Annotated in this window: 19 protein-coding genes; 9 read left to right on the top strand and 10 right to left on the bottom strand. The window is 58.5% G+C overall.

Going from position 1 to position 23,582, the window contains the following annotated elements:
* Positions 1–6: 6 nt before the first annotated feature.
* Positions 7–1,146: an ROK family transcriptional regulator gene (locus J5276_RS18340; protein ID WP_065662492.1), complete on the bottom strand. Its 1,140-nt coding sequence runs from the start codon at positions 1,144–1,146 to the stop codon at positions 7–9.
* A 94-nt stretch (positions 1,147–1,240) separates the two neighbouring features.
* Between J5276_RS18340 and J5276_RS18335 the strand changes: the two genes are divergently transcribed.
* The 6 genes from J5276_RS18335 to J5276_RS18310 all read left to right on the top strand — a co-directional run bounded on the left by J5276_RS18335 (position 1,241) and on the right by J5276_RS18310 (position 7,477).
* Positions 1,241–2,614 (top strand): ABC transporter substrate-binding protein, encoded by a 1,374-nt coding sequence (locus J5276_RS18335; protein WP_065704394.1) that lies wholly within the window; start codon positions 1,241–1,243, stop codon positions 2,612–2,614.
* 67 nt (positions 2,615–2,681) lie between these two features.
* On the top strand, positions 2,682–3,593 hold the full coding sequence (locus tag J5276_RS18330; RefSeq protein ID WP_019564841.1) for a carbohydrate ABC transporter permease: 912 nt from the start codon (positions 2,682–2,684) through the stop codon (positions 3,591–3,593).
* Complete coding sequence (locus J5276_RS18325; RefSeq protein WP_065704392.1) at positions 3,593–4,681, top strand: carbohydrate ABC transporter permease; 1,089 nt, start codon at positions 3,593–3,595, stop codon at positions 4,679–4,681. The genes J5276_RS18330 and J5276_RS18325 overlap by 1 nt, the downstream gene beginning before the upstream one ends.
* A 5-nt stretch (positions 4,682–4,686) precedes the next feature.
* Complete coding sequence (locus J5276_RS18320) at positions 4,687–5,799, top strand: ABC transporter ATP-binding protein (protein ID WP_019564839.1); 1,113 nt, start codon at positions 4,687–4,689, stop codon at positions 5,797–5,799.
* Positions 5,800–5,810: 11 nt separating this feature from the next.
* On the top strand, positions 5,811–6,536 hold the full coding sequence (gene ugpQ, locus J5276_RS18315; RefSeq protein ID WP_019564838.1) for a glycerophosphodiester phosphodiesterase: 726 nt from the start codon (positions 5,811–5,813) through the stop codon (positions 6,534–6,536).
* A gap of 26 nt (positions 6,537–6,562) precedes the next feature.
* Positions 6,563–7,477, top strand: a complete 915-nt coding sequence (locus J5276_RS18310; protein WP_065659654.1) for a TIM barrel protein — start codon at positions 6,563–6,565, stop codon at positions 7,475–7,477.
* A gap of 78 nt (positions 7,478–7,555) precedes the next feature.
* Here the strand turns inward: J5276_RS18310 and J5276_RS18305 are convergent, their stop codons facing one another.
* The gene (locus tag J5276_RS18305) at positions 7,556–8,953 is read right to left on the bottom strand and encodes a family 16 glycosylhydrolase (protein ID WP_065662496.1); all 1,398 of its coding nucleotides are present in this window, start codon (positions 8,951–8,953) and stop codon (positions 7,556–7,558) included.
* Positions 8,954–9,162: 209 nt separating this feature from the next.
* Here J5276_RS18305 and greA point away from each other — a divergent pair, with 209 nt between their 5' ends.
* Positions 9,163–9,645, top strand: coding sequence for a transcription elongation factor GreA (gene greA / locus J5276_RS18300; protein WP_065704390.1), 483 nt, complete (start codon positions 9,163–9,165; stop codon positions 9,643–9,645).
* Between the two features lie 74 nt (positions 9,646–9,719).
* Here the strand turns inward: greA and J5276_RS18295 are convergent, their stop codons facing one another.
* Both J5276_RS18295 and J5276_RS18290 read right to left on the bottom strand, forming a co-directional pair.
* Entirely contained in the window at positions 9,720–11,102 is a 1,383-nt protein-coding gene (locus tag J5276_RS18295; protein WP_065704388.1) for an O-antigen ligase family protein, read from the bottom strand.
* 136 nt (positions 11,103–11,238) lie between these two features.
* Entirely contained in the window at positions 11,239–12,576 is a 1,338-nt protein-coding gene (locus J5276_RS18290; protein ID WP_065704386.1) for an SGNH/GDSL hydrolase family protein, read from the bottom strand.
* A 420-nt stretch (positions 12,577–12,996) separates the two neighbouring features.
* Between J5276_RS18290 and J5276_RS18285 the strand changes: the two genes are divergently transcribed.
* Both J5276_RS18285 and J5276_RS18280 read left to right on the top strand, forming a co-directional pair.
* Positions 12,997–14,145, top strand: a complete 1,149-nt coding sequence (locus J5276_RS18285; RefSeq protein ID WP_065704384.1) for a glycosyltransferase family 4 protein — start codon at positions 12,997–12,999, stop codon at positions 14,143–14,145.
* Between the two features lie 55 nt (positions 14,146–14,200).
* A complete protein-coding gene (locus J5276_RS18280; protein ID WP_065704382.1) occupies positions 14,201–15,295 on the top strand; it encodes a glycosyltransferase family 1 protein in 1,095 nt (364 codons plus the stop codon).
* Positions 15,296–15,333: 38 nt separating this feature from the next.
* Here J5276_RS18280 and J5276_RS18275 read toward each other — a convergent pair whose 3' ends face one another.
* The 6 genes from J5276_RS18275 to J5276_RS18250 form a co-directional block, all read right to left on the bottom strand.
* A complete protein-coding gene (locus J5276_RS18275; protein ID WP_112401624.1) occupies positions 15,334–16,539 on the bottom strand; it encodes a glycosyltransferase family 4 protein in 1,206 nt (401 codons plus the stop codon).
* Positions 16,540–16,627: 88 nt separating this feature from the next.
* Positions 16,628–18,151 (bottom strand): O-antigen ligase, encoded by a 1,524-nt coding sequence (locus J5276_RS18270; protein ID WP_065704378.1) that lies wholly within the window; start codon positions 18,149–18,151, stop codon positions 16,628–16,630.
* A 69-nt stretch (positions 18,152–18,220) separates the two neighbouring features.
* Complete coding sequence (locus J5276_RS18265) at positions 18,221–18,880, bottom strand: hypothetical protein (RefSeq protein WP_065704376.1); 660 nt, start codon at positions 18,878–18,880, stop codon at positions 18,221–18,223.
* A 10-nt stretch (positions 18,881–18,890) separates the two neighbouring features.
* The gene (locus J5276_RS18260) at positions 18,891–21,146 is read right to left on the bottom strand and encodes a polysaccharide biosynthesis tyrosine autokinase (RefSeq protein WP_065704374.1); all 2,256 of its coding nucleotides are present in this window, start codon (positions 21,144–21,146) and stop codon (positions 18,891–18,893) included.
* 130 nt (positions 21,147–21,276) lie between these two features.
* Complete coding sequence (locus J5276_RS18255; protein ID WP_065704372.1) at positions 21,277–22,185, bottom strand: hypothetical protein; 909 nt, start codon at positions 22,183–22,185, stop codon at positions 21,277–21,279.
* A 186-nt stretch (positions 22,186–22,371) separates the two neighbouring features.
* Entirely contained in the window at positions 22,372–23,490 is a 1,119-nt protein-coding gene (locus tag J5276_RS18250; protein ID WP_035199581.1) for an acyltransferase, read from the bottom strand.
* Between the last annotated feature and the right edge of the window lie 92 nt (positions 23,491–23,582).

The raw sequence follows: 23,582 nt of genomic DNA, 5'->3' as shown, positions 1-23,582 counted from the left end.
CGGCCTTTAACGCACTTCTCCGACGCCGTGCAGGATCATCGCCGCCGCACCGAAGGCCACGGGGTCTGTCGCAACCACATCCGGCAGCTGGATTTTCGGCTGTATCACCTTTGCGCCGTCGAACGGGTCCGAGCGTTCGTAATCCAGCCATTCCGCCAGCCGCTGTCGTACGATCCTTGGTAAGGTGCCGCCGACAAAGATTGCCGTGGGCGCCAGAACGGCGCTGACAGCGAAGGCGAGGCGCGCAACCTCCGGTCCCGCCCGTTCCAGCCACGCCTCAAACACGGCGGAGTTGCGCAAGAGGTAATCCGTCCAGACCTCGGGTGCGCGCCCCGAGGGTTTTTCTCCCACATGCTCCACGCACCATGCCGCCAGGTCTTCGAAGGAGGGCCGCGAAGTGCTGCGGCCGCGCAAGGCGCCGATCTCGCCGGCATTGCCGAGATAACCGCGATAAAGCTCATTTTTGATAATGATGCCGCCGCCGATCCCCTCGGACAGATAGAGATAAGCGAAATTTTCGTGTCCGTCCGCATTGCCAAGCGTCAGTTCACCCATGGCTGCGGCATTGGCATCATTTTCTATGATCACCGGACAACGCAGCGCCTCGCGCAGCATGGCGGAAAGGTCAGACCCGGCCCAGGAAATAACCTCTTCGGCAAGATCGAGCGACATGGCTTCCTTGCGAAAGCGGGTCGGCATTGCAATGGCCGCGCCGATCAGTTGGCTCCTGTTGATCGCATTTTTCGTCAGTAGTTCTTCGGATCCGTCCTGAAGCGCCCGTTGGACATCGGAAAACGCGTCATAGGAGCCGCGCATCTGCAATTCTCCAACGATCTCTCCGCCAAAATTCAACAGCGTCAACATCACCGAATAACGGTTGGCGTGCGCACCAAGGGCGTAACCGACAGTTTTTTTGAGCGTGAGGTCGATATGGGGTGCGCCACGGCCTTCCTGCCGGCGTGCACCTTCCTCGATGATACCGCGTTCAAGCAGATTGCGCGTCATCATGCTCACGGCAGCTGGCGTTATGCTGCAATAGTCGGCAAGCTCGACCCGCGAGGCCGAACCCTTGCGCCTGATATATCCCAGAAGCGCACCCTGTGTTGCGCCAATGCCTGCCAACCCGCCCTGCCGTCTCTCAGTCAAAGTTTCACTCTCCCGCGCTTTACCTGGGGAAATGTCATGAAGCTGTTAATTAAGCAACTTAATTAAATAATCAGTTTCAACGGGAATGGATCACATGTTCAAGTCTCTCACCCTGATGGCCACGGTTGCCCTCGGCGCGCTTTTGCCGGCTGTCGCCTTTGCCGAAGACATCAACATCAAGCTCTGGACGCTAGCCGACAAGAATGCGCCCGGTCGCGTCACCAACATCGAAGCTGCCGCCGGCATCATGAACGCGCAGTTCAAGGCAGCAGGCGTCGACAAACGCGTCGTCATCGACATCAACAACAGCGCCGTGCAGGGCTGGGACTCCTTCGCGCTCGATACGCTGAAGGCGTTTTCGGTGGGGCAGGGGCCGGATATCTACATCCTGCCGCATGAATGGATCGGCCAGTTCGCGCAGGACGGCTATGCCATGCCGATGGAAGACAAGATCGCCACTGCTCCCTGGGTCTATGGCGATATCCTGCCGGTTCTGTGGAATTCGGCCAAGGCGACGGACGGAAAGATTTACGGCATTCCGCAGGACGCGGAAATCCGCATGTTCTTCTACAACAAGGACATGCTGCGCAAGATCGGCAAGGACGAAGCCTTCATCGAAGGCCTTCCGGCCAAGGTCGACGCCGGCGAATTCACGCTCGACGATCTGACGACCCTGTCGAAGGAAGTGGTAGACGGCAAGGCCGCACAATACGGCATGCTGCACCGCCCGAATGTCGGTATCGACTATCTGATGGTGTTCCAGTCCTATGGCGTGAAGTTCATGGACGAAAAGACCGGCAAGCTGATGTTCCCCAAGGCCGAAATGGCCAAGGCGCTCGGCTGGTATGAGCGCAATGCCAAGGAAGGCGTGACGCCCGTCGACAATACCGCCATGAGCTGGGAGGCGATCCAGACGGCCTTCAAGCAGGAAAAGGCCTTCATCTTCCATCAGGGTGTCTGGGCGGTTGCCTGGCAGGTGGGTGACAAGAACGGCGCGACCTGGCCGACAGACGGCAAGGGATACTTCAACAAGATCGGCTGGATTTCCGCTCCGGCAGCCGAAAAAGGCGGCAAGCCGGCCAACCTGTCGCACCCGCTGCTCTACACCCTCAATCCGAAGAGTGCCAATGCCGATATCGCCGCCGATCTCGTGGCGCTTGCGACATTGCCCTATTTCAACAACGAACACGCGGTGACATCCTATCATACGGCCATCAGCAACGCCCAGACGGCCATGCCGAAATACCGCGATAACTGGGTACTCTCCGCTGCTTCGCCGATGATGAAATACGCGCAGTTTGTGCCCAACCACACCAAGTTCGGCAGCTACAACAAGGTGCTGTTCAGCGGTCTGCAAGCGGTTGAGACCGGCAAGATGACGGCCGCGCAGGCGGTCGATTTCATCGCCGACGAGCTTGAGCTGCAATTTGGCGCAGAGATCGAAATCCGCGACGCCGCAAGCAACTGAGTTTGCCCGAAACCATGCCGCCCGGTTCTGCCGGGCGGCTTTTCCGCGTTCCCACCGGTATATCGTAATGTCTCAATTTCAGCTTCGGGCGCGTCGCCCGGCCCGGCCGATCTTTTATCTGGCTCCGGCTCTCGCCTTGCTTGGCCTGTTCTTTCTTGCCCCGATCGTCGTCAATCTGGTGATCGCCTTTACCGATATGGGCGCAAACCTGAGGGTGGGCAAATTCACGGTCGAGAATTTCCAGCGCATGTTTCAGCGCGACGTGCGCCTGCCGATGGTGTTGCTGACGACGCTGATCTATGTCGGCGCAACGCTGTTCATCTTCAATATCGGGCTTGGCGCGCTTCTGGCCGTAACGACCACGGCGATACCGGACCGGCTAGGCAACTTTTTTCGCGGCCTCTGGCTGCTGCCGCGCATGAGCCCCGCCGTGCTTTACGGCGTGCTGTGGATATGGATCGCCGATCCGACGTCTTCCGGCCTGCTCAACCAGTTTCTTGGCGCGCTCGGCGCACCCGCTCTCAACCTGCGCAACGACTTTCCGCTGTTTCTGGTGGTGGTGGCGAACGGTGTCGTCGGCGCGTCTTTCGCCATGGTCATCCTCACATCGGCCATCCGCTCCATACCGTCGCATCTGGCCAATGCCGCGCGCGTCGATGGCGCCAGCGAATGGGGTGTGCTTCGCCATGTCGTCGCACCCGCGCTCTCGGCACCGATCCGTTTCATCACGCTCTATCAGGCGCTCTCACTGATGACGACCTATGAATATATCCTGCTCATCACCGGCGGTGGGCCTGTCTACGATTCCACGACCTATCCGCTTTATATCTACCGGCGCGCCTTCGAAAACGGCGCCTATGCCTATGGTGCTGCACTTGCGCTTGGCCTGATGGCGATAGGCGTTGCCATCACCCTCATTCAATGGCGCATCAGCAATATGCGCTCGACTTTTGCTCCCGCCAAAATCGAGGTGCTGTGATGACGCTCGCCCACACCCACTCGCATGCCCACAGCAGGTGTGCCCTTGATCTGAAGCCGGACTGGACGCGTCTTGAAAGGCGCAGCCTTGCCCATCGCGCCGGTTTCGTTCCCGTCATTCTTGTGTTCCTGACGGTGGTTTCGGTGCCGGTTCTCCTGCCCTACCTGTGGCTGCTGGTGAAGTCGCTTACGACTTCCGACGACAATCTCAGCCGACTTGTGCTGTGGCGCAGCGGCGCAATCGCCGCTTTTGCCTATGGCGGGGCGATAGCAGTTGCGCTTCTTTCCGCGCGCCTGCGCAATCCCGCGCTGCTATGGCTGGCATTTGGTGCCGTGGTCGCGGCGCTCGTCTTCGCGCTGGTGCTGCCGCATCTGACTATCGACAACTACAGTTTCCTCTGGAGCCGCGATATCGAGAAAACCGGCACCACGCGCATGGCGCTGATGCCGTCCGTCTGGACCGCCATGCGCAGTTCACTGCTGTTTGCCGCTTCCCAGACGCTGATCGTCGCGCTGGTCGCCACGCCGGCCGCCTATGCGCTGTCGCGCTTCACCTTCGCCGGGCGTGAAAACGTGCTGCGCGGGCTTTTGCTGCTGCATGCCTTTCCGGCGCTCGCGCTCACCGTCGCGATCTTCGTGCAACTGCATTACATGGGCCTGCTCAACAATCTCTTCGGCGTCGTGCTGGTCATGAGTGCGCTTGAGCTGCCGTTTGCAATTTTTGTTCTCAAGGGCTTTTTCGATAACGTTCCCTGGGACATCGAAATGAGCGCCGTCACCGATGGCGCGACCCGCTTCCAAGCCTTTCGCATGGTGGTTCTGCCGCAGGTAAGAAGCGGGCTGATCGCGGTTGCCACCTTCACCTTTCTGCGTGGCTGGGAAGAATATGTCTTCGTCCAGACCCTGCTCATCGAAAAAAGCCAGATGACGATGAGCCTCTATCTCTTCTTCGTGGCACAGGACAGCGCCGGCGTGAACTACGGCATGATCGCTGCCGTAGGCATCATCTATCTGTTGCCTGTGCTGATCATTTACATCTTCACGCAGAAATACATCACCCAGATGAGTTTCGGCGGGATCAAAGGATAATCGCCATGGCCAGGATCACCCTCGACAATGTCACCAAAAGCTGGGGCGACACCCGCGTTCTGCAACCGATGACCCTCTCCATCGAAGACGGCGAATTCGTCGCCGTTCTCGGGCCGTCCGGATGCGGAAAGTCGACCACGCTTTTCCTGCTCGCCGGGCTCTACGCGCCGACCGCGGGTCAGATTTCTTTCGACGGCCACAACGTCAATCGCATCGATGCGCGCGACCGCAATGTCGGCATCGTCTTCCAGTCTTATGCACTTTATCCCAACCTGACAGTGCGGCAGAACATCGCCTTTCCGTTGCGTTTCAAGAATGTTCCGCGTGAGGAGGCAGCGCGACGGGTGGAGGAGGCGGCAAGCCTCGTGCAGATCAGCGCGTTGCTCGACCGACGGCCCTCGCAGCTTTCCGGCGGCCAGCAGCAGCGTGTGGCGCTTGCCCGCGCGCTGGTCAAGGAACCGAACATCCTGCTACTGGACGAGCCGCTTTCCAATCTCGATGCGACCCTGCGCATCACCATGCGCGCCGAGCTGAAAAGCCTGCAGAAGCGCCTGAAGATCACCACGCTGATCGTCACCCATGACCAGATCGAGGCGATCACCATGGCGGACAGGATCATTTGCATGAACAACGGCGCCATTGCCCAGATCGGCACGCCCGATGATCTTTATCGCAGGCCCGACAATCTGTTCGTGGCCGGTTTCATCGGCACGCCGCCAATGAATCTCTTGAAAGGATGGGCGCAGGGCGGGCAGTTGCAGATTGGCGATGCCCTGCTCGACCTCAATGCCCGCTGTGACGGCGAAGTCACCTTTGGCCTGCGCCCGGAAGATATCGCCCTCGTCACATCGTCCGAGGCGCGGCTTGAGGGGCAGGTTACCACCGTCGAGCCCATGGGGCGCGAGGTATTCTACACGATCGATACGCCCGCAGGCATGATCCACGCGCTCGAATATGGCGAGACGATACGCCACGCGCCGGGAGATCGTGTCGGGATCAGCTGCAAATCGGCGCTGACGCTCGTGTTCGATGCCGCCGGTAACCGCATCGCCGGGCTGCATGCCGATCTTTCCCACCATTCGACTATTCCGGCGCGTGAACCGGAAGCCGTAAACTGACAGGAATTTCCATGCCTAAAATCGTCTCCCATCGCGGCGCCAACCATTTTGCGCCCGAAAACACCTTTGCCGCCGCCGACCTCGCCTTACAGCAGGGAGCGGATTACATCGAGCTCGACGTGCGCGAGAGCGCGGACGGCGTGCTTTATGTCTTTCACGACGAAACGCTGGATCGTACCACCAATGGCACGGGTCCCATCGGCCACATGCTGTCGAGCGAGATCGATGCATTGGACGCCGGCAGCTGGTTCGGCGAAAACTTCAAGGGTGCGGCTGTACCGCGGCTCGATGCCTATCTCAGCCATTTGCGCGGCCGCTGCGGCGTCTATGTCGAGCTGAAATATTGCGATCCCGTCAAGGTGGCGGCACTGGTACGGAGCCTCGGCATGGTGCGCGACACCTTCTTTTTCTCTTTCTCCGAAGAAATGCGCCGGGGCCTGGCCGCCGCCGCGCCGGAATTCCGCAAGATGATGACGCTCGATATCGCCAAGTCGCCTTCGCTGGCTGCGGCTGTTCACCATGCCTCGATCATCGAGATCACACCTGCGCAGATGCGCAAGCCCGGCCTTGTCGCGGCATGCCGCAAGGCGGGTCTGGAAATCATGGTTTATTATGGCGGCGATGATGCCAACCTTCATAATGAGATCGCATTGGCCGGGGTAGACTACGTCAATATCGACCGCCCGGACCTGTTCGATACGGCGCGCCGCGCCGTACGGCAGCCTGAACTCGCATGACCTTCCTTACCCCTGGAGATGATGACATGAGCAATCTTATTGGAACCGGCTTCAACGCCAGCTCGGACGACGGTGAACTGGCCACACTCGAAAGCGATCTTCGTGCGCTTGCCGAAATTGGCTGCGACACCGTTGAAATCGCCGCAACGAGCCTTGATCTGATCGCAGGCGGTCGCATCATCGAGGAGCGCGCTCAACGGTTCGTGGCGCTCGCCAAAGAATTCGACTTCCGTTACACGGTGCACGGTCTTGTTTCGTCCAATTTCATGGACCCGGTAACGTGCCGCTACCAGATAGATGCAGCCAAGGCGCTGGCCGTCCTGTGCGATCGCATCGGCGCGGGCATCCTCGTTCAGCATGGTGGTGCCCTGCGTGCCGACCAGATCGCCGAGCGGGCCGATGCCGACAGCCGCGAGCGGGAAGCGCTTTTCGAGCTGGCGGAATTCTGCAAGCGCTATGGCGTGCGGGTCGCGCTTGAGAATATCTTCTCCACCGAACCCGGCCAATATCGTCAGACGCCTGCCGAGGTGGCCCAGACAGTTAAGGCCATCGGCCATGATAACGTCGTGGCGCTGATCGACTTTAGCCACGCCTATCTCGAATCCACCTATCGCGGGCTCGATTTCCGCGAGCAGCTTCGCGCCATGGCGCCGGTCGCCGGCCATCTGCATGTGCACGATTCCTTCGGCCGGCCGCAGGGCTTCTATCAGCCGTATTTCGACCAGGAAAATACCGCTCTCGGCATCGGCGATCTGCATATGCCGCTCGGCTGGGGAGATATCGACTGGCAGGGCATTTTCTCGGAGCTGACCTTCCTGCCGGATACTGTGCTGATGATGGAAATCGGCCGCCGCTACCGGGCCGAACAGCCCGCGAGCCTTGAAACGGCGCGTCATCTCATGTCGCTCTACACTGAGCGGATGCAGATCGCGGCTGAATGACTGAACTGAACAAGGCCCAGCCGACAGGCTGAGGTCTGAAGCGCCGGCAGTTCTGAACGCAACTGCCGGCGTTTTTCGTTACGCGGCCCAGTCGGAAAGCGAATAGGCTTTGATGTAATCGATCATCATTTGCGAACCGTCGCTGAAATCAACCGCCGACGGCGTTCCTGCCATGCCGCCGACAGCAAGATTGACGACCATATACATGGGATCGTGCATATCATCAGGCGTATCCGTCTGCGCCACGGCGACGTCGTCGAAATACCAGGTAATATGCTCCGCATCCCACAACACGCCATATGTGTGGAAACCTTCCGTGCTCGGCACGCTGACATTGTTTATGACTGATGTCTGTTCTCCCGTTGCATTGGAGTGGGTGGACATGATCAGCGTATTGGGGTTTTGCCCACGCATCTCCACGACATCGAGTTCCGGTGGCCAGGAGCCGTCCTCAGGCAAAAGCCAGAAGGCCGGCCAAGCGCCCCGGTCGGTCGGCATGTCGGCGCGCATTTCGAAATAACCATAGGTCTGGCTGAACGACGAATAGGTGTTCAGCATACCCGAGGTATAATCATAGCCCTCAACCTCGTTGGCGATCGATTGCGGGGTTTCCGCGGCGGTGATAGTCAGGACACCGTTGTTTATGCTGAAGGGATTTACCTCTGATGTGCCGGCATAAGCGGGGTTGATGTACCATTGCGCCTCGCCATTCGTCGTCAGCGAGCTTCCCTTTTCCGGTGCCCACCAATATTTGGCATCCCAAGTCCCCTGATCGCCGCTGCGAAGTGAAAGTGCATCGAATTCGTCGGCAAAGGTCTGGGTGAGGGATGATCGGTCGAGGCTGAGCTCGAACTGGTCGGCCTGAAGATCGTCGATGGTCGTTCCGGCAAGAACGACGGCCTCGCCGTTGGCGAAGTTCAGCCAGAGATTATCGCCCTGTTGGGTGGCATTGCTGACGAGCTGCTCGAAGGACGTGATGCCGTAACCGTTAAGCCGGATCGTGTCGTTGGCGCTGAAATCCATGATGAGATCGGTGCCGTTGCCGCTCGTAAAAACGAATGTATCCGCACCGCCACCGCCGATCAGCACGTCGTTACCGCCCCCGCCATCAATGGTCTGGCTGCCCGATCCGCCGGTTATGATGTTGTCCAGCTCATTTCCGAAGGCATAACGACCATCTCCGGTTACCCGCAGGTTTTCGAAATTGTCGGGCAAGGTATAACTCATCCAGGTGTCGATGGTGTCGATACCCTCCCCGGCATTTTCGACGGCGCGGTTAATGCTGGAATAGAGGTAATAAATATCGTCGCCCGTGCCGCCCGCCATTGTCACATTGACGGAACTGTCGCCCCACATGGAATCATTGCCGGCAGTGCCTGTCAGCAGCGGTCCGGAACCCGTGGCGGAAAAAAATCCGGTGGAATTGTCGCTGTAGTAGAGTGTGTCTCCAAGCGCATTCAATACTGTCCGGGCCATTGACCGTCTCCTGTCCGTTAGCGTTGGCTTTCTCACTCCTCTTGGGCAATACCCTAACAGGGCGAAAAGCCTCCTGTTAGAGCCAGAAATGAGGGGTACATGGGCGGTTTGTGTGGTGCACGCTATTGCAGCATTGCGATGGGCGGTGGCAGGATTGGACGGCAAGGGAGATGCTCAAAGCGGCATCTCACGGGAATGGAGTGCCAGAATTGAGTGTAGCCTTTACCAAGGAAGATAGTGCCGAAACCGCAGCCGAAACGGTTCTGCCGGACCGGGTGATTTCGCCTCATCCCAATCTGGTGACGGAAGCTGGGCTGAAAGCGCTGGAGCAGCAGCTGCAATTGGCGCGCGAAGCCTGCGAAACGGCCAATGCCGTCGAAGACGTCAATGAAAGACGTCGGCTTTCGGCCAATCCTCTGCGGGACATTCGGTATTTCGCGGAGCGCGTTCGCACCGCCCAGCTGATGCCGAGCCCTCCTGCTGATGGCACCGTTGCCTTCGGCAGCGTGGTAACATTCAGCCGTGATGACGGGAGGACGCAACGGTTCCGGATCGTAGGCGAGGATGAAGCCGATCCGGCCACTGGATCGATGTCTTATGTCTCCCCGGTCGCAGGAGTGTTGATGGGAAAATCTGCCGGTGATGTTGTCAGCCTGGGTGACAAAGAGATTGAAATCATCGAAGTGACCTAAAGCGCCCACTTGAAAACGGAACAAACTTTGGCAGCAAGGATGTGCGGTTTGGAGCGAGAGAACCTCACCGTAATTTACGCCGGTCGTGCCGTCGCCAAAGCGTCCTCTTCTGCCATTCCAGCCATCCGCATCATCGTATTTTTCAGAAAGAACCTGAAATCCAGATCAATGAAAGTATAGGCGAGTACGAGCCCCATATAGGCCATGAAAACGGGATTGAAATTCAGCTCTTCAAATTGATAGACGATAACGATTGCGATCGCCGAATAGGCGAAGAAACCGACTTTTCGTTTCCGGAGGATCGCGTAAACAAGCGCAAAGGCGCTGAGAAGGCCAAATCCTATGCCGGACGCATAGGCCGTGGCGAGAAAGCCACTATGCGGTGTTCCGATTCTCGATATTCGCGACAGTTCTTCATATCGAGCGGTAAAACCGATGCCGAAAGGATGATGGAGCATCACCTGAAAGCCGCCAGTGAGCGTATCCCAGCGCTCCTGCGCATTGTTGCTGCTGTTGCTGTCCTCGAGAAACCGTTTTGAAAATATCTGTTCCGCAAAATCGAAAGCACCCAATGGCAAAACCGCTGCGATGACAAGGGCGGACAAGGCAAAACCAAAATAGGTGCTGAGCAGCATTTTGATGGAAAAATTTCTGATGTAGAAATAGACCCCGATCGCAAGAACGGCAAATACTCCGGACCGGTTGAGAGTAAGTGTGAAGCTCGCCAGATAGACCAGCAGAAATACGGCAAACAGCGCGGGACGTTTTTGCCTTTCGGCAAGATAGGCGACTGCCGCACCCGCCAACGCAAAGGCAGGTCCGGCTGTGTTGCCCACCGGCCAGATGCCACCCGCTTTTTCGACACGCAAAAGCAACGGGCTCAATTCGCCTTTTGCCGCAGCTGCCAGCACGGCGGTTTCATCGAACATGAAAGAGAGGCCAAGGGAGGCGAGCTGGTCGTGAATGACGATGTCCAGAAAAAGCAGGATCGTCACCGCGATGAAGCCGGCGAAGATGCCCCAGCAGAACAGCTCGAGAAGGTTCTCCTTAAACAGCATATAGGCAAAAAACAGAAAATAGACCGCGTAAAAATATGCCATCGCGGTGGTGTAAAATTCACCTTCGCCACGTTCGTCGGCAAAGACAGCCGAAAGTGCAAAAAAAATGGTTAGCGGAACGAGATAAAGCAGGATGATCGAGGGCGTCAGACAGCGAATGTAAAGCAGGGCAATAACGGGTAGCGTCATCAGGACAAGCATGTCGGTGATGTTGAGGAAGCGCAGGCCCAGATTGCTGGTCAGCACATTGCATTGAATGAAAAAGCCAATGGAAAAAACGAAGATCGCCAGAAAGAGACCGGGCACCTTTATGGTTTTTGAAGGATAAAGAGGCATCGCCAAAACGAAACCCGGCAACGGCGATTGATGCGATGCCGCCATATTTGTGCTTCTGGTCATTCCCGGCCTGTATCCTTCACTGGCGGACCTTGGTGCGGCCCTGTGGGAGAGGACGTCATCACCATGAGGCGACAGGGTGATGACGATGAATAGTGGTCTTGATGACGTTGCCGCGCAAGACAATTTTCTATGGTTTTCAGTCGCTCAGATTGCCTTTTGGCAGAGCGCCCTCAACGGCGATCACCCGCTGTATGTAAAGCGGTTCGTTGGAAACCGGCGCGCTCATGCCGAATGCCGGCATGATCCTCACATAGAAACCATATCCGCTGGGGCTGATATCAGGATCGATCGCGATGTCGTTGGCTGTCGCCCACATCCAGCCGCTATTGTCGAGGGCGTTCGCACCACCAAATTGAAGCGCGGAGCAACTGATCGTCCGGACTGCGCCGCCGCTTTTTGAAACCAGTGTGACATAGGGCGCACGCTGTCCCTCGGTATTTTTATAAAGCACTGCAAATGAAACGGTTTTGCCGATCATCGCGGCGGCCTCCGCATTGCGAAAATAACGAACCAGTGCGGCCGACTGGTTGCCATTCGCACGCAAACCGAGGCTGTGAGCGAAAGCCGGAGAAAAGGTGACTTCTGCGGCTTTTATGGCGGAACCCGACGCCGCCAGGCTCCAACCCGATGGAGCGGACCCCGTCCAATCGGTGAAATCGCCGTTGACGATAAGATTGGCGGCGGGAAGTTTTGGCCAACAAGGTGTCTGAAAGACGTTATCGGGCGCCGATCCCAGATAACAACTGAACAAGGTTCGGGCGATGAGCTGAGATCCGGCATCGTTCGGATGGACGTTGTCGCGGTAAAGCGCATGGTCCTTGCCTCTCGCTACAAATGACGCGTGTGTATCCACCAGCGTGAGGCCCGGGTGCGCTCGGGCAAGGTCAAGGATCGCATTATAGACCTTGTCGTAACCGGTGCTATCGCGCCAGGGGTTCTGGGTGGTGATGAGTTGGGGGGCACCCGGCCATTGCCATTCGATCATGCCAAGCGGTCCGAGCAGGGCGGCTCGTCCGGAGCTTAGGATACCACCCGGCGTCTCGAAACTCTGCATATTATGCCCATGATGCGTGATGCACAGGTCGGGACGCGGAATCTTCAACGCCGCCGCGCGCTGGTCCGCGAGCATGTAACCGGCCATGCCGCCGGGCAGTGCCGCAAGATAGACCGTGAGCGTTGGCCCCATGCCTGCGCGCAGCGTAACCGAATCCGCATAGGCCTTTGGCCCGGTGGGGGCGTTTGTCTGCCATTCTGCCCAGCGGTGCAGCACAACCCTTGTGTCGTGCAGATCGCCAAGCATCATGGCGAACTGCTGGAATGGTCCGGCATCGGCATAGGCGGTGCTGTCACCATTCACGAAGATCGTGGCATTCTGACCCGCAGTCAAACGCGCGCGCAAGGGTGAGAGCGCGTTCAGGGAAGGGACCATGGTGGGGATGTTTCGGGAGGTGATGCCGAGCGATACGCCGATCATGCCGGCACCTCTTCCGTTCCGGTCGTATATATGCATATGTTGCGTTTGAGCGGTGTCATCGTTCGTTCTCCTCGTCTGGCCCTAGGATAACTCCGCCGAAAGGCCGGGGGACAAAACGCAGGAAACGGGACGGCGAAAAGCAGTAAAATTATACGTCACGAATTTTTCTTCGATCTCTTTTAAAATATATAGATAGAATATTTTTCTTTTAATTTACGTATATCGGATTCTTATCCGCATAAAGGTTTGAATGTTATTTTTTCTAACCACAATCAAGCATTGTTGTTCTTATACTGAAATTGCCGGTGAAAATATCCCTGCCGTTGGCAAGTGCACTCGTCATTTTCACGGGCTGTCCATTCATGCCCGCAATTTAGGGCAATGGCAACTTGGGTGCTCTGATACTTCACAGGTGATGTCATGACATCCGCTCTATTTGTCAGTCACACAGGAGAGAAGGGTGGCGCCGAGCTTTTTCTGACGGACCTCGTCAAGGCCGGACCGCATTCCTGGCGAGCTTGTTTTCTCAGTGGCGGTGGTGCTGCTGATGATCTGGCAGCGGCCGGGAGGCCTCCGGTCATGTTATCCGCTGGCGAAAAAATGCTGTCGATCCGCCGTGACTCACCGTTTGGCGCAATGCTGCGTGGCGCGGCCGATGTTGTCGCCGTCGCTTGGCAATTGAGCCAGCAGGCGAGACATTACGACGTAATCTGCGCCAATTCGCAGAAGGCGCTGTTCGTTTGCGCGCTTGCCGCGAAACTCAGCCGCCGCCCACTTGTCTGGGTTTTGCACGATATAGTCACCGATCCCGCATTCAGCTCCGCCAATCGCCATGCCTCGCTGGCATTCGCGCGCCTTTTCGCAAGGCTGGTGGCCGTCAATTCGCAGGAAACCGGCCGGGCTTTCGTTGAAGCCGGCGGGCAGGCAGAAAAGGTCCGCATCGTTTATAACGGCTTCGACCCCGCAAAGGCTGTGGCCCACGATCCCGGCAGAGCTACGCGGTTGCGTATGGAATTGGGCCTTGGTCCTGAACCGCTTGTCGGATTGTTCGGCCGGCTGAGCGAATGGAAGGGGCAACACGTCTTTCTGGACGCGATCGCGGCGATGGATGGCGTTCAGGCCGTCATCGTTGGCGGAGCGCTATTCGGGCAGGACGCCTATGAGACGCGCATCCGCGAGCAGGCATCCCGTCTCGGTCTGGATGGTCGTGTCCGCTTCCTCGGTTTCCGGTCGGATGTACCAGAGCTGATGGCATCGATGGATGCCGTTGCCCACACCTCTGTTGTCGCCGAACCGTTCGGGCGGGTGGTGGTGGAGGCCATGATGTGCGGGCGGCCAGTTGTCGCTACACGCGGTGGTGGGGTTACCGAAATCATTAGGGACGGCGAAACGGGTCTTCTGGTGCCGCCGGGCGACGCATCGGCGCTTGCGGCAGCACTAGGCTGCATCCTGTCGCAGCCGGCTCTGGCGGAAAGGCTGGCGCAGCAGGGCCGCGAGGATGTGAGCCGGCGTTTTTCGCTGGAGGAGACCTGCCGGTCCGTTTCCGCTTTGCTGTCGGAAGCAGTGTGAGGGGCCTCTTGGCGATCAATTCGGGCAGAAAGTGCAGGCAAGCGGAAGGGTCAGGATGCGTATTCTCGTAAACATGCCGAGCCAGTATGGCGGCAAACCTTCCGGCGTCGCCCGCGTGACCTTCAGCCTGCTGGAGCGGCTGCTGGATCAGACGCGGGACGACTACATCCTGCGCTCTCCCTGGACGCGGGCACAGCTGCCCGAAAACCTGCGCGAAAGCCGCCTTCAGCTGATTGAGACGCCGCGGCCGCGTATCATGGTGTTTGATGTGCTGCGTCAGGCTATGACGTTGCCGGCACTTTGCCGCAAGCTCGGCATCGATGTGCTGTTCAACGCCGATCCCTTCGGAAGTCCCAGCGGCGGCAAACGGCGCGTCACCCTGGTTCACGATCTTTATTTCAAGACCATCCCCGAACAGATCGGCTGGCGGGCGACGTTGACGACGGATTTGATCTTTCGACTGATGATGGCTGGTTCGAACCGGATCACCTGCGTATCGGAAGCGACGCGAAAGGATCTGGCGCAGTTTTATCCATCGGCTGCTGGAAAAAGCCTGACTATCCATTCTGACAGCACCCTGAATGTCGATCTAGCGAGTTTAAACGGCCCGCCGCCAGTTGCCGCGCCCTACATACTGGCGGTCGGAAACGCGACGTCGAATAAAAACTTTTCGCTTCTGGGCAAGGCTTTTGCCGTGATTGGCAAGGTTAGGCCTGATTTGCACGTCGTGCATGTTGGCCGCGACGATGCCGAGGAAATCGGCAGCGTGCTCGATGATCCGGAGCTGAAGGCGCGACTGATCCGGCTTTCCGGCATAGACGACCATCAACTGGCAGACCTTTACCGCCACGCCGCCTGCCTTTGCGTGCCTTCCACATATGAAGGGTTCTGCCTGCCGGTGCTGGAGGCGCAGCAACTGGGGTGTCCGGTCGTCTGCTCCAACCGTTCCGCAACGCCGGAGATCGCCGGAAAGGGCGCACTCACCTTCGATCCCGCGGACTCTGACAGCCTTGTCGCGGCACTTGAGCGGCTTTTTCGGGAGCCGGATCTGGCAAGCGATCTTCGCCAGGCTGGTTATGAAAACCGCAAGCTGTATTCATGGCAGAAGGCGGCGGAAAGCTATGCGCAGATTTTCCATGAACAGACCTGACGTCTAGAAGTCATGTCCCCGGGGTGAAATCTTACGGCTCATGCCCTGATGCCGCTGCGCAGCTCCGAATAGAGAGCTTCGTATGCCCCGATTACCCGTTCGGGCGCGACGCCCTGCGAAATGCGCGCTTTGGTTTCCGGTGTTTCCGCGAGAATGGCGGGGTTGCGCATCGCGTTAGTCATGCGGGCGGCAAGCTCGGCGGCGCTGCCCGGCGTGAAAAGGCGTTCCGGCCGGTCCCGACCGATCTGTTCGGCGACACCGGCGAGATTGGCGCCGAGAACCGGCACACCGCGTAGAATAGCTTCAGCGACAGTGCGCCCGAAAGCCTCTGGCCAGAGTGGTGGAACGATCAGACAATCTATACCGGCGAAGAAACTATCGGCGTCCACGTAGCCGGGAAATTCGACCGGAAGGTTGGCGGTTTTTTGCTCGTAGGCTTCGATGCCGCCCGGCGCGCGACCCGCCATGACCAGTCGCCAGCCCTTCGGCGGCAGGAGCGGCAGCGACTCGATCAGGAGATCTGCACCCTTGGGCGCCTCGATGCGGCCCAGATAGCCGAAAACAAGCGGGTCCCCAGGCGCGCGTGGAATGCGCTGTGTCTGTGAAGCTGGCGGCGCGATGGCATTCCAGATGACCGTGCGGCGGCTTTCCGGTACATGGGTGAAAAAGCCGGCCTGCACATGGCGCTCGACAATATCGTGGCCGACACCGGCGACAGCGTCGACGGCGCATTGGCAACGCCGGTGCAGGTAAGAGAAGGCGCGGCATTTTTTGCTGGTGCCGTCGCAGATGTGCCCGTCGTGAAACAGGGAGCCGTTGGTGCACATGCTGGTGAAATCGTGCAGGGAATGGACGAGCGGAATGCCGCGCTTGCGGATCATCGGCCAGATCAGCGGTGTCAGCTCCGACAGCGAATGGGTGTTGACGACATCAGGCCGGAAATCATCGATGACGCGGGCAAGCCGGCGCAGGAGACCCGGATCCAGCTGCACGGCGATCTTGTAGTATTTTCGCTTCCATCCGGGTTGCTCTTCCCAGTCCCCGATAAAAAACGGCGTGGTATGTCCGAGGCGGTAAACGGCAAAATCATCCCGCAGCTCCACGGCCTGTTGTTTGCGTGAGATCGCCGCCACCGCTACCGTGTGTCCATTCTCCGCCAGCCCGCGCGCTAGGTCTTCCACGAATATCTCCGCGCCGCCGACCCGGTCCGGAGAAAACAGCGACGTTATTTGCAATATCCGCATGCCCAAATTCTCGCGTCTTTGTGTGGTTTGTAATCGTTACAACTATTGCGCATCAGCGAAATGATGGCTGCTGCCCATCCGGACTGATCTAGGCCGGCATTGCGGGATCGCTTGGAGATGGTTCGCGCCGCCGCGAACGGTCCCGTCCAACCCCTGGGGGGTTGAGACAAAGCGTGACGACGGGCGCAAGGAATACGGCGTAAGCCATTGCGAAGCCGGGGATCTGCAGCGAAAAATCGAGTGTCGAATGCAATGCGACGAGCAGCAGCCCGGCAAGCCCGAGATGGGAGGCGTAACGGTAGTTTTTGCGTTTGCGCGCCCCGCGAATAAAAATGGCGAGTTGGACGAGCACGAAAAAAGCCGCATAAAATGGAAATGCGAGGCCGAGCGTCAGCAGTCCCTCGGCATAGACATTGTGGGCGTGGGTGACGATGGCGTCCACCCCGCATTGCGCCGCATGATAGGGCGCGTAGGTTTCCGTAAAACTTGCTAGGCCGGTTCCCCAAGGCCAGCTGTCAGAAATGGCACGCGCGATGCCCGGCATGTAGCAGAAGCGCATGTCGTCTTCCAATCGCGTTTCCATGCGAAGCGCCACGCGATTGGCGAAGAGCAGGAACAGGCCAAGCGTAATGGCGAGCACGATCGCCGCGCGGCGCTTCGTGCCGCGCCGCTTGCGACGCAGGGCAGCCGCGTTGCGGCCTGTTTTGATGGGTGAGTTGAAGACGGTCAGAAGAATGAGGAAACTCAGTGCCGCAAAGCTTGATGCGATGCCGGCGCGCGATCCGGTCAGCATCAGGGCGATGAAGCAAAAGGCAGTGAGCACGCCGATGAAGGCGGCCTTGCGGATGAGGCGTTTCTGGCCGACTGGAACGGTCAGGCGATTTGCCACCAGCGCCCTGACCATTCCCCAGTCTGGAGCTGTCAGCCGTTTGTGCAGCATCACGACGAGGGTCAGGAGAATGAGACCGAAGAAGGTGGCGGCGGTATTACGGTTGACGAAAAGGCCGGTCAGGCTGCCGAGATAGAAGCGCTTCTGAATGAAGCCGAGTGTTTCTGGAAAAAGCAGAAATTGCACGATTGACAACAGTGCCAGCCATCCGCCGGCAATTGCGAACCATCGCAGCGCTTTTGCCGCGCGCTCGTCGGTATCGAAAATGACGAGGCCGGCCATGAAGGCGCCGAAGGGCAGGGCGGCGCTTAACAGGCCGAGCCAATCATCCGCCGGGGTGAGCGAAACCGTGGCGTCGGGGGCGAACTGCACAAACATGGCGGCGGTCGACCAGGCGGGATTGGGTGGAGCAATACCCGGCACAGATGATTGCAGCCACATCTGGATGATGAGTGCCCCCAGCAAAAGGCAGGTCGCCACAAGCGCCACGCTTGCACCAGCCCGGGGCTGCCCGAACAACAGGATGGCGGGCACGAGCAACAAATAAATTGCAACGGTGACGACGATACGGCTCTCGATTTCAGTTGCGCCGCGATTGAGAAGCGCAAGCAGGAAGATAGCCCAGAAGATGACTATGGCGGCCGTCCGAAAATAGTCTGGAAACGCAACCGGTCGCGGTGGCGATGAGGATAGCGGTTCTGATTGGGCTTCGATGGACGACATTGGCTTTCGGCTTTGCAATAACTGTTGCTGCGACGATGTCTAAGGTAGAGGACGAGGCAGGCCGCTATGTCACGGAAGCGGCATGGTGCGTTTCATGCCGGCCTGCGGCTGCTGCGGACAGATCTTCCGCAGGGTCCAGCGCAGGATTTCCCCCTCCTTCCCGCAGACGACTGCCGTGTCCGCATTGCGGGCCGCATCGGCCTGAGGCAGTGTGTCTTTTGGAAATTGCTGCCACATCACGAAGCGCCCGCGTATCAGGTTGGCGTCTGCAGGCCCGTAAAGTTGGGAAAAATTCATCAGAACGGCGATTTCCATTGGCGAGGCGTTACGCAGCGAACGAACCATGGCAAGACGCAGCCACACATCGCCATTTGCAGGCAAACAGGAGAGCGCGTGACGAATATAGCTTTCGGCAAAGCCGAGACGCGCCGTACCGGCCTCCGACGTCGCATCTTGGCCATTTGCATCGAGATCTGCGAGAACGAGCCGTAACCCGGCCTTGACGATATCCGAACGGCAGATTTTCTCCGCAACGACGGGGTGCAGCCCATCGACCGTCTTCGCCAGAAGATCGTGCGCCAGGCCGCTTTTGTCGTCGGCAATTCTTGCCAAGGCGACGACATCGGAAAACCGCCGAGTTTCGGAAAACGCCTGTGCGGCGACGGATAAAACAAACACGGAAAGGATGAGAACCGGCACGACCGCGAAGAATTTACGCAGGCCCGCCATTCCGTCCCGCCTAATCATGGTAATATCGCGTGTAGCGCGCGTGATAATATTCGCTTGAACCGTAAGCCCGGTAAAGCTTCAGCTTTTCCGTGTCCACCTTGTTGAGGATGACACCGAGACACTTCTTGCGGATCTGGACTTCGTTTTCAATTGTATTGCGTACCGCCCTGCGGGCGGTTTTGCCCCACTCTGTGACGAAGACGAAACCGTCGATCCGGCCGGCCATCGCGCGGGCGTCCACCACCGGCCCGAGAGGCGGCAGATCGACGATGATGTAGTCGAAGAGACTGCTCGCTTCGGCCAGCAATTTGTACATTTGCGCCGATGTCAGCAGCTCGGAGGAGTGCGGTACGCGCTGCTTGACGACCGTTGGCAGGAAAGCGAGCCGCGTCTTTTCGTCGTGCAGCAGCACATCGCGCATATTGCGGCCTTCTAACAGCACTTCGAGCAGGCCTTCTGCAGCATGGCGCCCCAAAGCGCGCGTGGCGCCCGGGTTGCGAATATCCGCATCCAGCAGAAGAACCCTTGCTCCTTGTCCGGCCAGAAGCTGAGCCAGATTGATGGAGATCGTCGATTTGCCCTCGCTCGGCAACGCCGATACGACGCCCACCACCCGCGCGCCGGTTTTCGGGGGAATGCCAAGATCTATCGCAAGCCGTGTGCTGCGCAGCGTTTCGGCGAAGGACGATAGCGGGTGATCGACAGTGTAGCGGGCAACGCTGGACGGGCGTGTGGCGGTAGGCGGCCCCTCCTGTCCCTTTGGCAACACATCCGTGCCCGGCTTGTTCTGGACGAGCGGGGTGTTGCCCAGAAATTCCAGCCCGAGAACGTCGCGAACCTGTTCTCCGGTGCGGAAGAAACGGTCGCGGAACTCGCGAAACATGGCGATGCCACCGCCGGCCGCGGCGCCCATGATCATGAACAGCGCCAAAAGTAGCGGTTTGTTCGGTTTGCTTGGAATGTTGGGCGGAACTGCCCTCGAAATCACGCGTGCTTCCGTTACGGGGAAGGATTGCTGCTGCATCGCTTCCTGATAACGCTGCAGGAAGGTCTGATACATGTTCTTGTAAGTTTCCGCCTCACGCTGCAATTCGCGGAGCTGAACCTGGGTCTGGCTGGCCGAGTTGCTGACGCTGGTAGCCTTGGCAACGCTCTCCGCAAGTGATTTCTCTCTTGCTTCCGAAACCTCCAAATCGCTCTTGTAACTTTGCGCAATACGGCTGATTTCCTGGAACATCAGCCGGCGGTATTCTTGCATTTCGTTGCGCAGACGCACCGCCTGAACATGGTTGCTGCCAAGCCTGCGGGTGATTTCCGTTTCGATCTTCGAGGATTCGAGATATTTCTTGCGCAGATCGTTCGCGACCGAGCTCTCGAGAATATCGGTGACGACGGCGTCGACATCGTCTGTGGCAAGGATATGTTCGATGCGTTGTACCCGCGCTCGCGACCTCGCCGTTTCCGACTGCGCCAGAATAAGCGCGCTGTTGGACTCGGCCAGTTGCTGATCGGAAAGCAGGCCGTTATTGCCGGTCTCGATCAAGCCGTGTTCAGCGCGAAATTTCTGTACGGCAAGGTCGGTGTCGAGTGCCCGCTGACGCAACTCGGCAATACGGTCGGACAACCAGTCGCTGGCCCGCTTCGTCGCCTCGTATTTGGAGTTCAGCTTGTCCACCAGATAGGCCGACGCCACCGCATTGACGATCTGGGCGGCTAGAACCGGTGATGTCGAGTTGTAGGTCAGTTCCAGCGCGTAGGTCCGGCCGATACGCTTGACGCTGAGACCGTCCAGCAGCCGGTCCGACAGCGCCCGCTTCAGGGTGCCGTCATCGATGACGGTCTCTTTCGCCGGTGAGAACCATTGCGAAACGTTGACGAGCGAACGGATGGTGCCGAATATCGAACTCAGAAGCGAGGCGCGGTTTGCCCTGAATTCCTGATTTTCCGTCAGGTTCAAACTGTCGACGACGGCAATCCCGATGGTTTCCGATTGCAGGACCTCGACCTGGCTGAGAATGGAAGCCTCGTCCTCCACGACGCCGCCGATTGTCGAAAGCTGCTCGACGACCTGGCTGTTGTTGCGGTCGATCAAAAGGGTAGCCGAAGCTGAATAGATCGGAACGGCCGTCGCGGCGTAAGCGAGACCGATTGTCCCGGCAATGGCGACTGCCGCGAGAACGACGCGCCACTGTCGGCGGACCGTGGCAAGAACGGCGTCTATATCGATAAAGTCGGCTGTAAATCCGCTTTTGTCGATATCGGCCATAGTCAGGGGATCGTGCCTTTGCAACAACTGTCAGCCTCGCTCTTTTTGGCGGGCGTGGCACCCGCCAAGTCTCGGTTGCATGGTAGGACAGGCGGCCGCCATTCCCGCAGGAAGGGCGGCAAAACCGGGTTCAAACGGGACTTGTGCTGACTGGCGTGCTGGTGCTGCCGGTTGAAAGGGGCGCGGCAAAGAAGTTGTTGGTTGTGGTGGTTCCGCCGCTGCCGGTGCTGCCACCGCTGCCGCCACCGCCAACCGGTGCGGCTCCGCCGCCGGCCTGTGCCGTACCTGCTGGTGAGCCCGCCGCTCCCGAGCCGCCAATGCTGTTGCCGCTTGCAGGTGAAGAGCCAGCCCCACCGATCGGTGAGGCAGCAGCTGCAGCTGCCGCAGGCGCTGCCGGACCCGCCGCCGTTCCCTGAATATTTTCGCTAAAGGCGATCAGAAGATCGGAGGGCACGCCGACACCCTTGGTCTGCAACTGGATTGCGGCGGCAAGTATCGTGTTGCCCCTCTGCATCGCCGTAGAATAGGCGAGTGCCAGACCTTCGCCGACAACTTCGGAGAAGTCCTTGTTGCCGACCTTCTGGGCCAGTGCGACGATGGTGGGCAACTGGCTGGAGTCGCTCAGGATCAGGCCAGAAAGCTGTTCGGAGAACTGCGCCGCGCTGGTGGAAACGGCAATGATCGGAAAGCCGTTCGTCACCTTTCCCGCCATGTCGGCGTTTGCCGCATCGGTGCTGGAAGCGATGCCGGCCAGATCCTTGACCGTTGCCTGCGTCGGAGACTGCTTGAACAGTTCCGCGGCAGCAAGGGAAACCGTGTCCGGATTGGAGCTGTTAACGCGAGCCAGAAATGCGGCGTTGGTTTCGTCGGCGGCCTTTACGGGTGCGCCAGTTGTCGCAGTCTGTACCGGCGGCGTCTGCTGCCCGGCAGCTGGCGGCGCTGGTTCCACGTTCTGGGCGTTGGCGACTGCGGAAAAAAGACCGAGGCTGGTGATCAATACCGCACCAGTGAGCGCCGAGCCAATACGAAGGCGGGACATCACAACTCTCCAAATTTTTAAAAAATACGATTTTAAGTAAGCTGAAATGCTGAATATGGTTATCCAACATCTAAAATTTTCTTTTTAAATCGCACAGCCTTAGCTAACGATCAAGTGCTAAAATAAACTTGTGAACGGAACTTCGGGGTATACTTAACAGCAGACACGCGGACTTTTCTCTGGGCGTCAGGACACGGCGACTTTTCGCCGGGGTGTTATCAGCCGGTCACGAAGCCAGATATTTGCGGGCGTTTCGACAAGGACGTGAAATGCGTGGGCGATGGCGATGGTGCTGGCGACGACGATGAGATAGACGACATTTTTCCACTCCTGCGGCCAGGTGATGCCGCCGGAAGCAACCAGGAATGCCCGAAAGATGAACGGGTGCAGCAGGTAAAGCGCGTAGGAGGAATCGCCCAGTTTCGCCAGCGGCTGCGCAAAACGGGGCAGGGAGATGCCCCTGGTCAGGGTTGCCGCGGCCATCAGGAAAATCGCGCCACCGCCAAAAACGAGCAGCCGGGTATAGGAATAACAGCCCGGATTGCATTGGAATTCGAACCTTTTCAGATCGATAAGCGTCCAGATCGCCACGCCGCAAAGGGCCACCGCAATCCCCAGCAAGGGCGGCAGGCGCACGCCGCGCAGGAAAAGCACGGCGAGCAACATTCCCGCCACGAACTCCAGAATGATGGGCTGAAACCAGAAACTGAACGGCAAGGCGAGACTGAAGTTGGAGCCGATGAGCACTGCGGCGAGCAGCACAGCCGCTGTTGTCAGCACGGCGCGTTCCAGCGGCAGGAAGATAAAAACCGCGAATACGACATAAAAAAACATCTCGTAATTCAGCGTCCAGCCCAGATCGATGATTGGAAACGGATAGGCGTCACCATAACCCATGCTGTCATAGGGAATGAAGAGGTAGGAGGTTAGGACGGCCTGCAAGGACGGGAAGGCCTTGGCGCTGAGAAGAACGGCGACCGCGGCCATGGCGAGCCGCATGGTCAACACGAACCAGTAAAGAGGAAGGATGCGGAGAAGCCGGCGCACAAGAAAGGCCGAGCGCCCTCCCTCCGCTGCGAAATACGGCCGGGAGGCATAAACGATGACAAAGCCGGAAATGACGAAAAACAGATCGACGCCCGCACCCAGCCTCAGGAGATGGAGGTTGACGAGCGAGAACTCCCAGTTCACCTGCGCGTGCAGCGCAACAATCATGATTGCCGCCAGGGCACGCATCATTTGAAGAATATCGAGACGCTGCGCCCCGGAAACAGGCGCTTTTTCAATTTTTTGCATCGTCATCATCTATAAAAAGAAAAAATTTATACAGTAATATTTTGCGCTCGCAGCAGCGAGCAAAAGTGGTCTATTTCAGAAGGCTATCATGCAATAGGCTG

It is taken from the genome of Agrobacterium sp. S7/73, from assembly GCF_019355535.1.
In the GTDB taxonomy this organism is placed as follows: Bacteria; Pseudomonadota; Alphaproteobacteria; order Rhizobiales; family Rhizobiaceae; genus Agrobacterium; species Agrobacterium tumefaciens.
Note: the sequence above shows the minus strand (reverse complement) of the source record. Positions and strands in the feature narration are given on the sequence as shown.

Coding starts and splice junctions, on each gene's coding strand:
- J5276_RS18335 (WP_065704394.1), top strand. CDS start 1,241: ATGTTCAAGTCTCTCACCCTGATGGCCACGGTTGCCCTCGGCGCGCTT.
- J5276_RS18330 (WP_019564841.1), top strand. CDS start 2,682: ATGTCTCAATTTCAGCTTCGGGCGCGTCGCCCGGCCCGGCCGATCTTT.
- J5276_RS18325 (WP_065704392.1), top strand. CDS start 3,593: ATGACGCTCGCCCACACCCACTCGCATGCCCACAGCAGGTGTGCCCTT.
- J5276_RS18320 (WP_019564839.1), top strand. CDS start 4,687: ATGGCCAGGATCACCCTCGACAATGTCACCAAAAGCTGGGGCGACACC.
- ugpQ (WP_019564838.1), top strand. CDS start 5,811: ATGCCTAAAATCGTCTCCCATCGCGGCGCCAACCATTTTGCGCCCGAA.
- J5276_RS18310 (WP_065659654.1), top strand. CDS start 6,563: ATGAGCAATCTTATTGGAACCGGCTTCAACGCCAGCTCGGACGACGGT.
- J5276_RS18305 (WP_065662496.1), bottom strand. CDS start 8,953: ATGGCCCGGACAGTATTGAATGCGCTTGGAGACACACTCTACTACAGC.
- J5276_RS18295 (WP_065704388.1), bottom strand. CDS start 11,102: ATGACCAGAAGCACAAATATGGCGGCATCGCATCAATCGCCGTTGCCG.
- J5276_RS18290 (WP_065704386.1), bottom strand. CDS start 12,576: ATGATCGGCGTATCGCTCGGCATCACCTCCCGAAACATCCCCACCATG.
- J5276_RS18285 (WP_065704384.1), top strand. CDS start 12,997: ATGACATCCGCTCTATTTGTCAGTCACACAGGAGAGAAGGGTGGCGCC.
- J5276_RS18280 (WP_065704382.1), top strand. CDS start 14,201: ATGCGTATTCTCGTAAACATGCCGAGCCAGTATGGCGGCAAACCTTCC.
- J5276_RS18275 (WP_112401624.1), bottom strand. CDS start 16,539: ATGCGGATATTGCAAATAACGTCGCTGTTTTCTCCGGACCGGGTCGGC.
- J5276_RS18270 (WP_065704378.1), bottom strand. CDS start 18,151: ATGTCGTCCATCGAAGCCCAATCAGAACCGCTATCCTCATCGCCACCG.
- J5276_RS18265 (WP_065704376.1), bottom strand. CDS start 18,880: ATGGCGGGCCTGCGTAAATTCTTCGCGGTCGTGCCGGTTCTCATCCTT.
- J5276_RS18260 (WP_065704374.1), bottom strand. CDS start 21,146: ATGGCCGATATCGACAAAAGCGGATTTACAGCCGACTTTATCGATATA.
- J5276_RS18255 (WP_065704372.1), bottom strand. CDS start 22,185: ATGTCCCGCCTTCGTATTGGCTCGGCGCTCACTGGTGCGGTATTGATC.
- J5276_RS18250 (WP_035199581.1), bottom strand. CDS start 23,490: ATGATGACGATGCAAAAAATTGAAAAAGCGCCTGTTTCCGGGGCGCAG.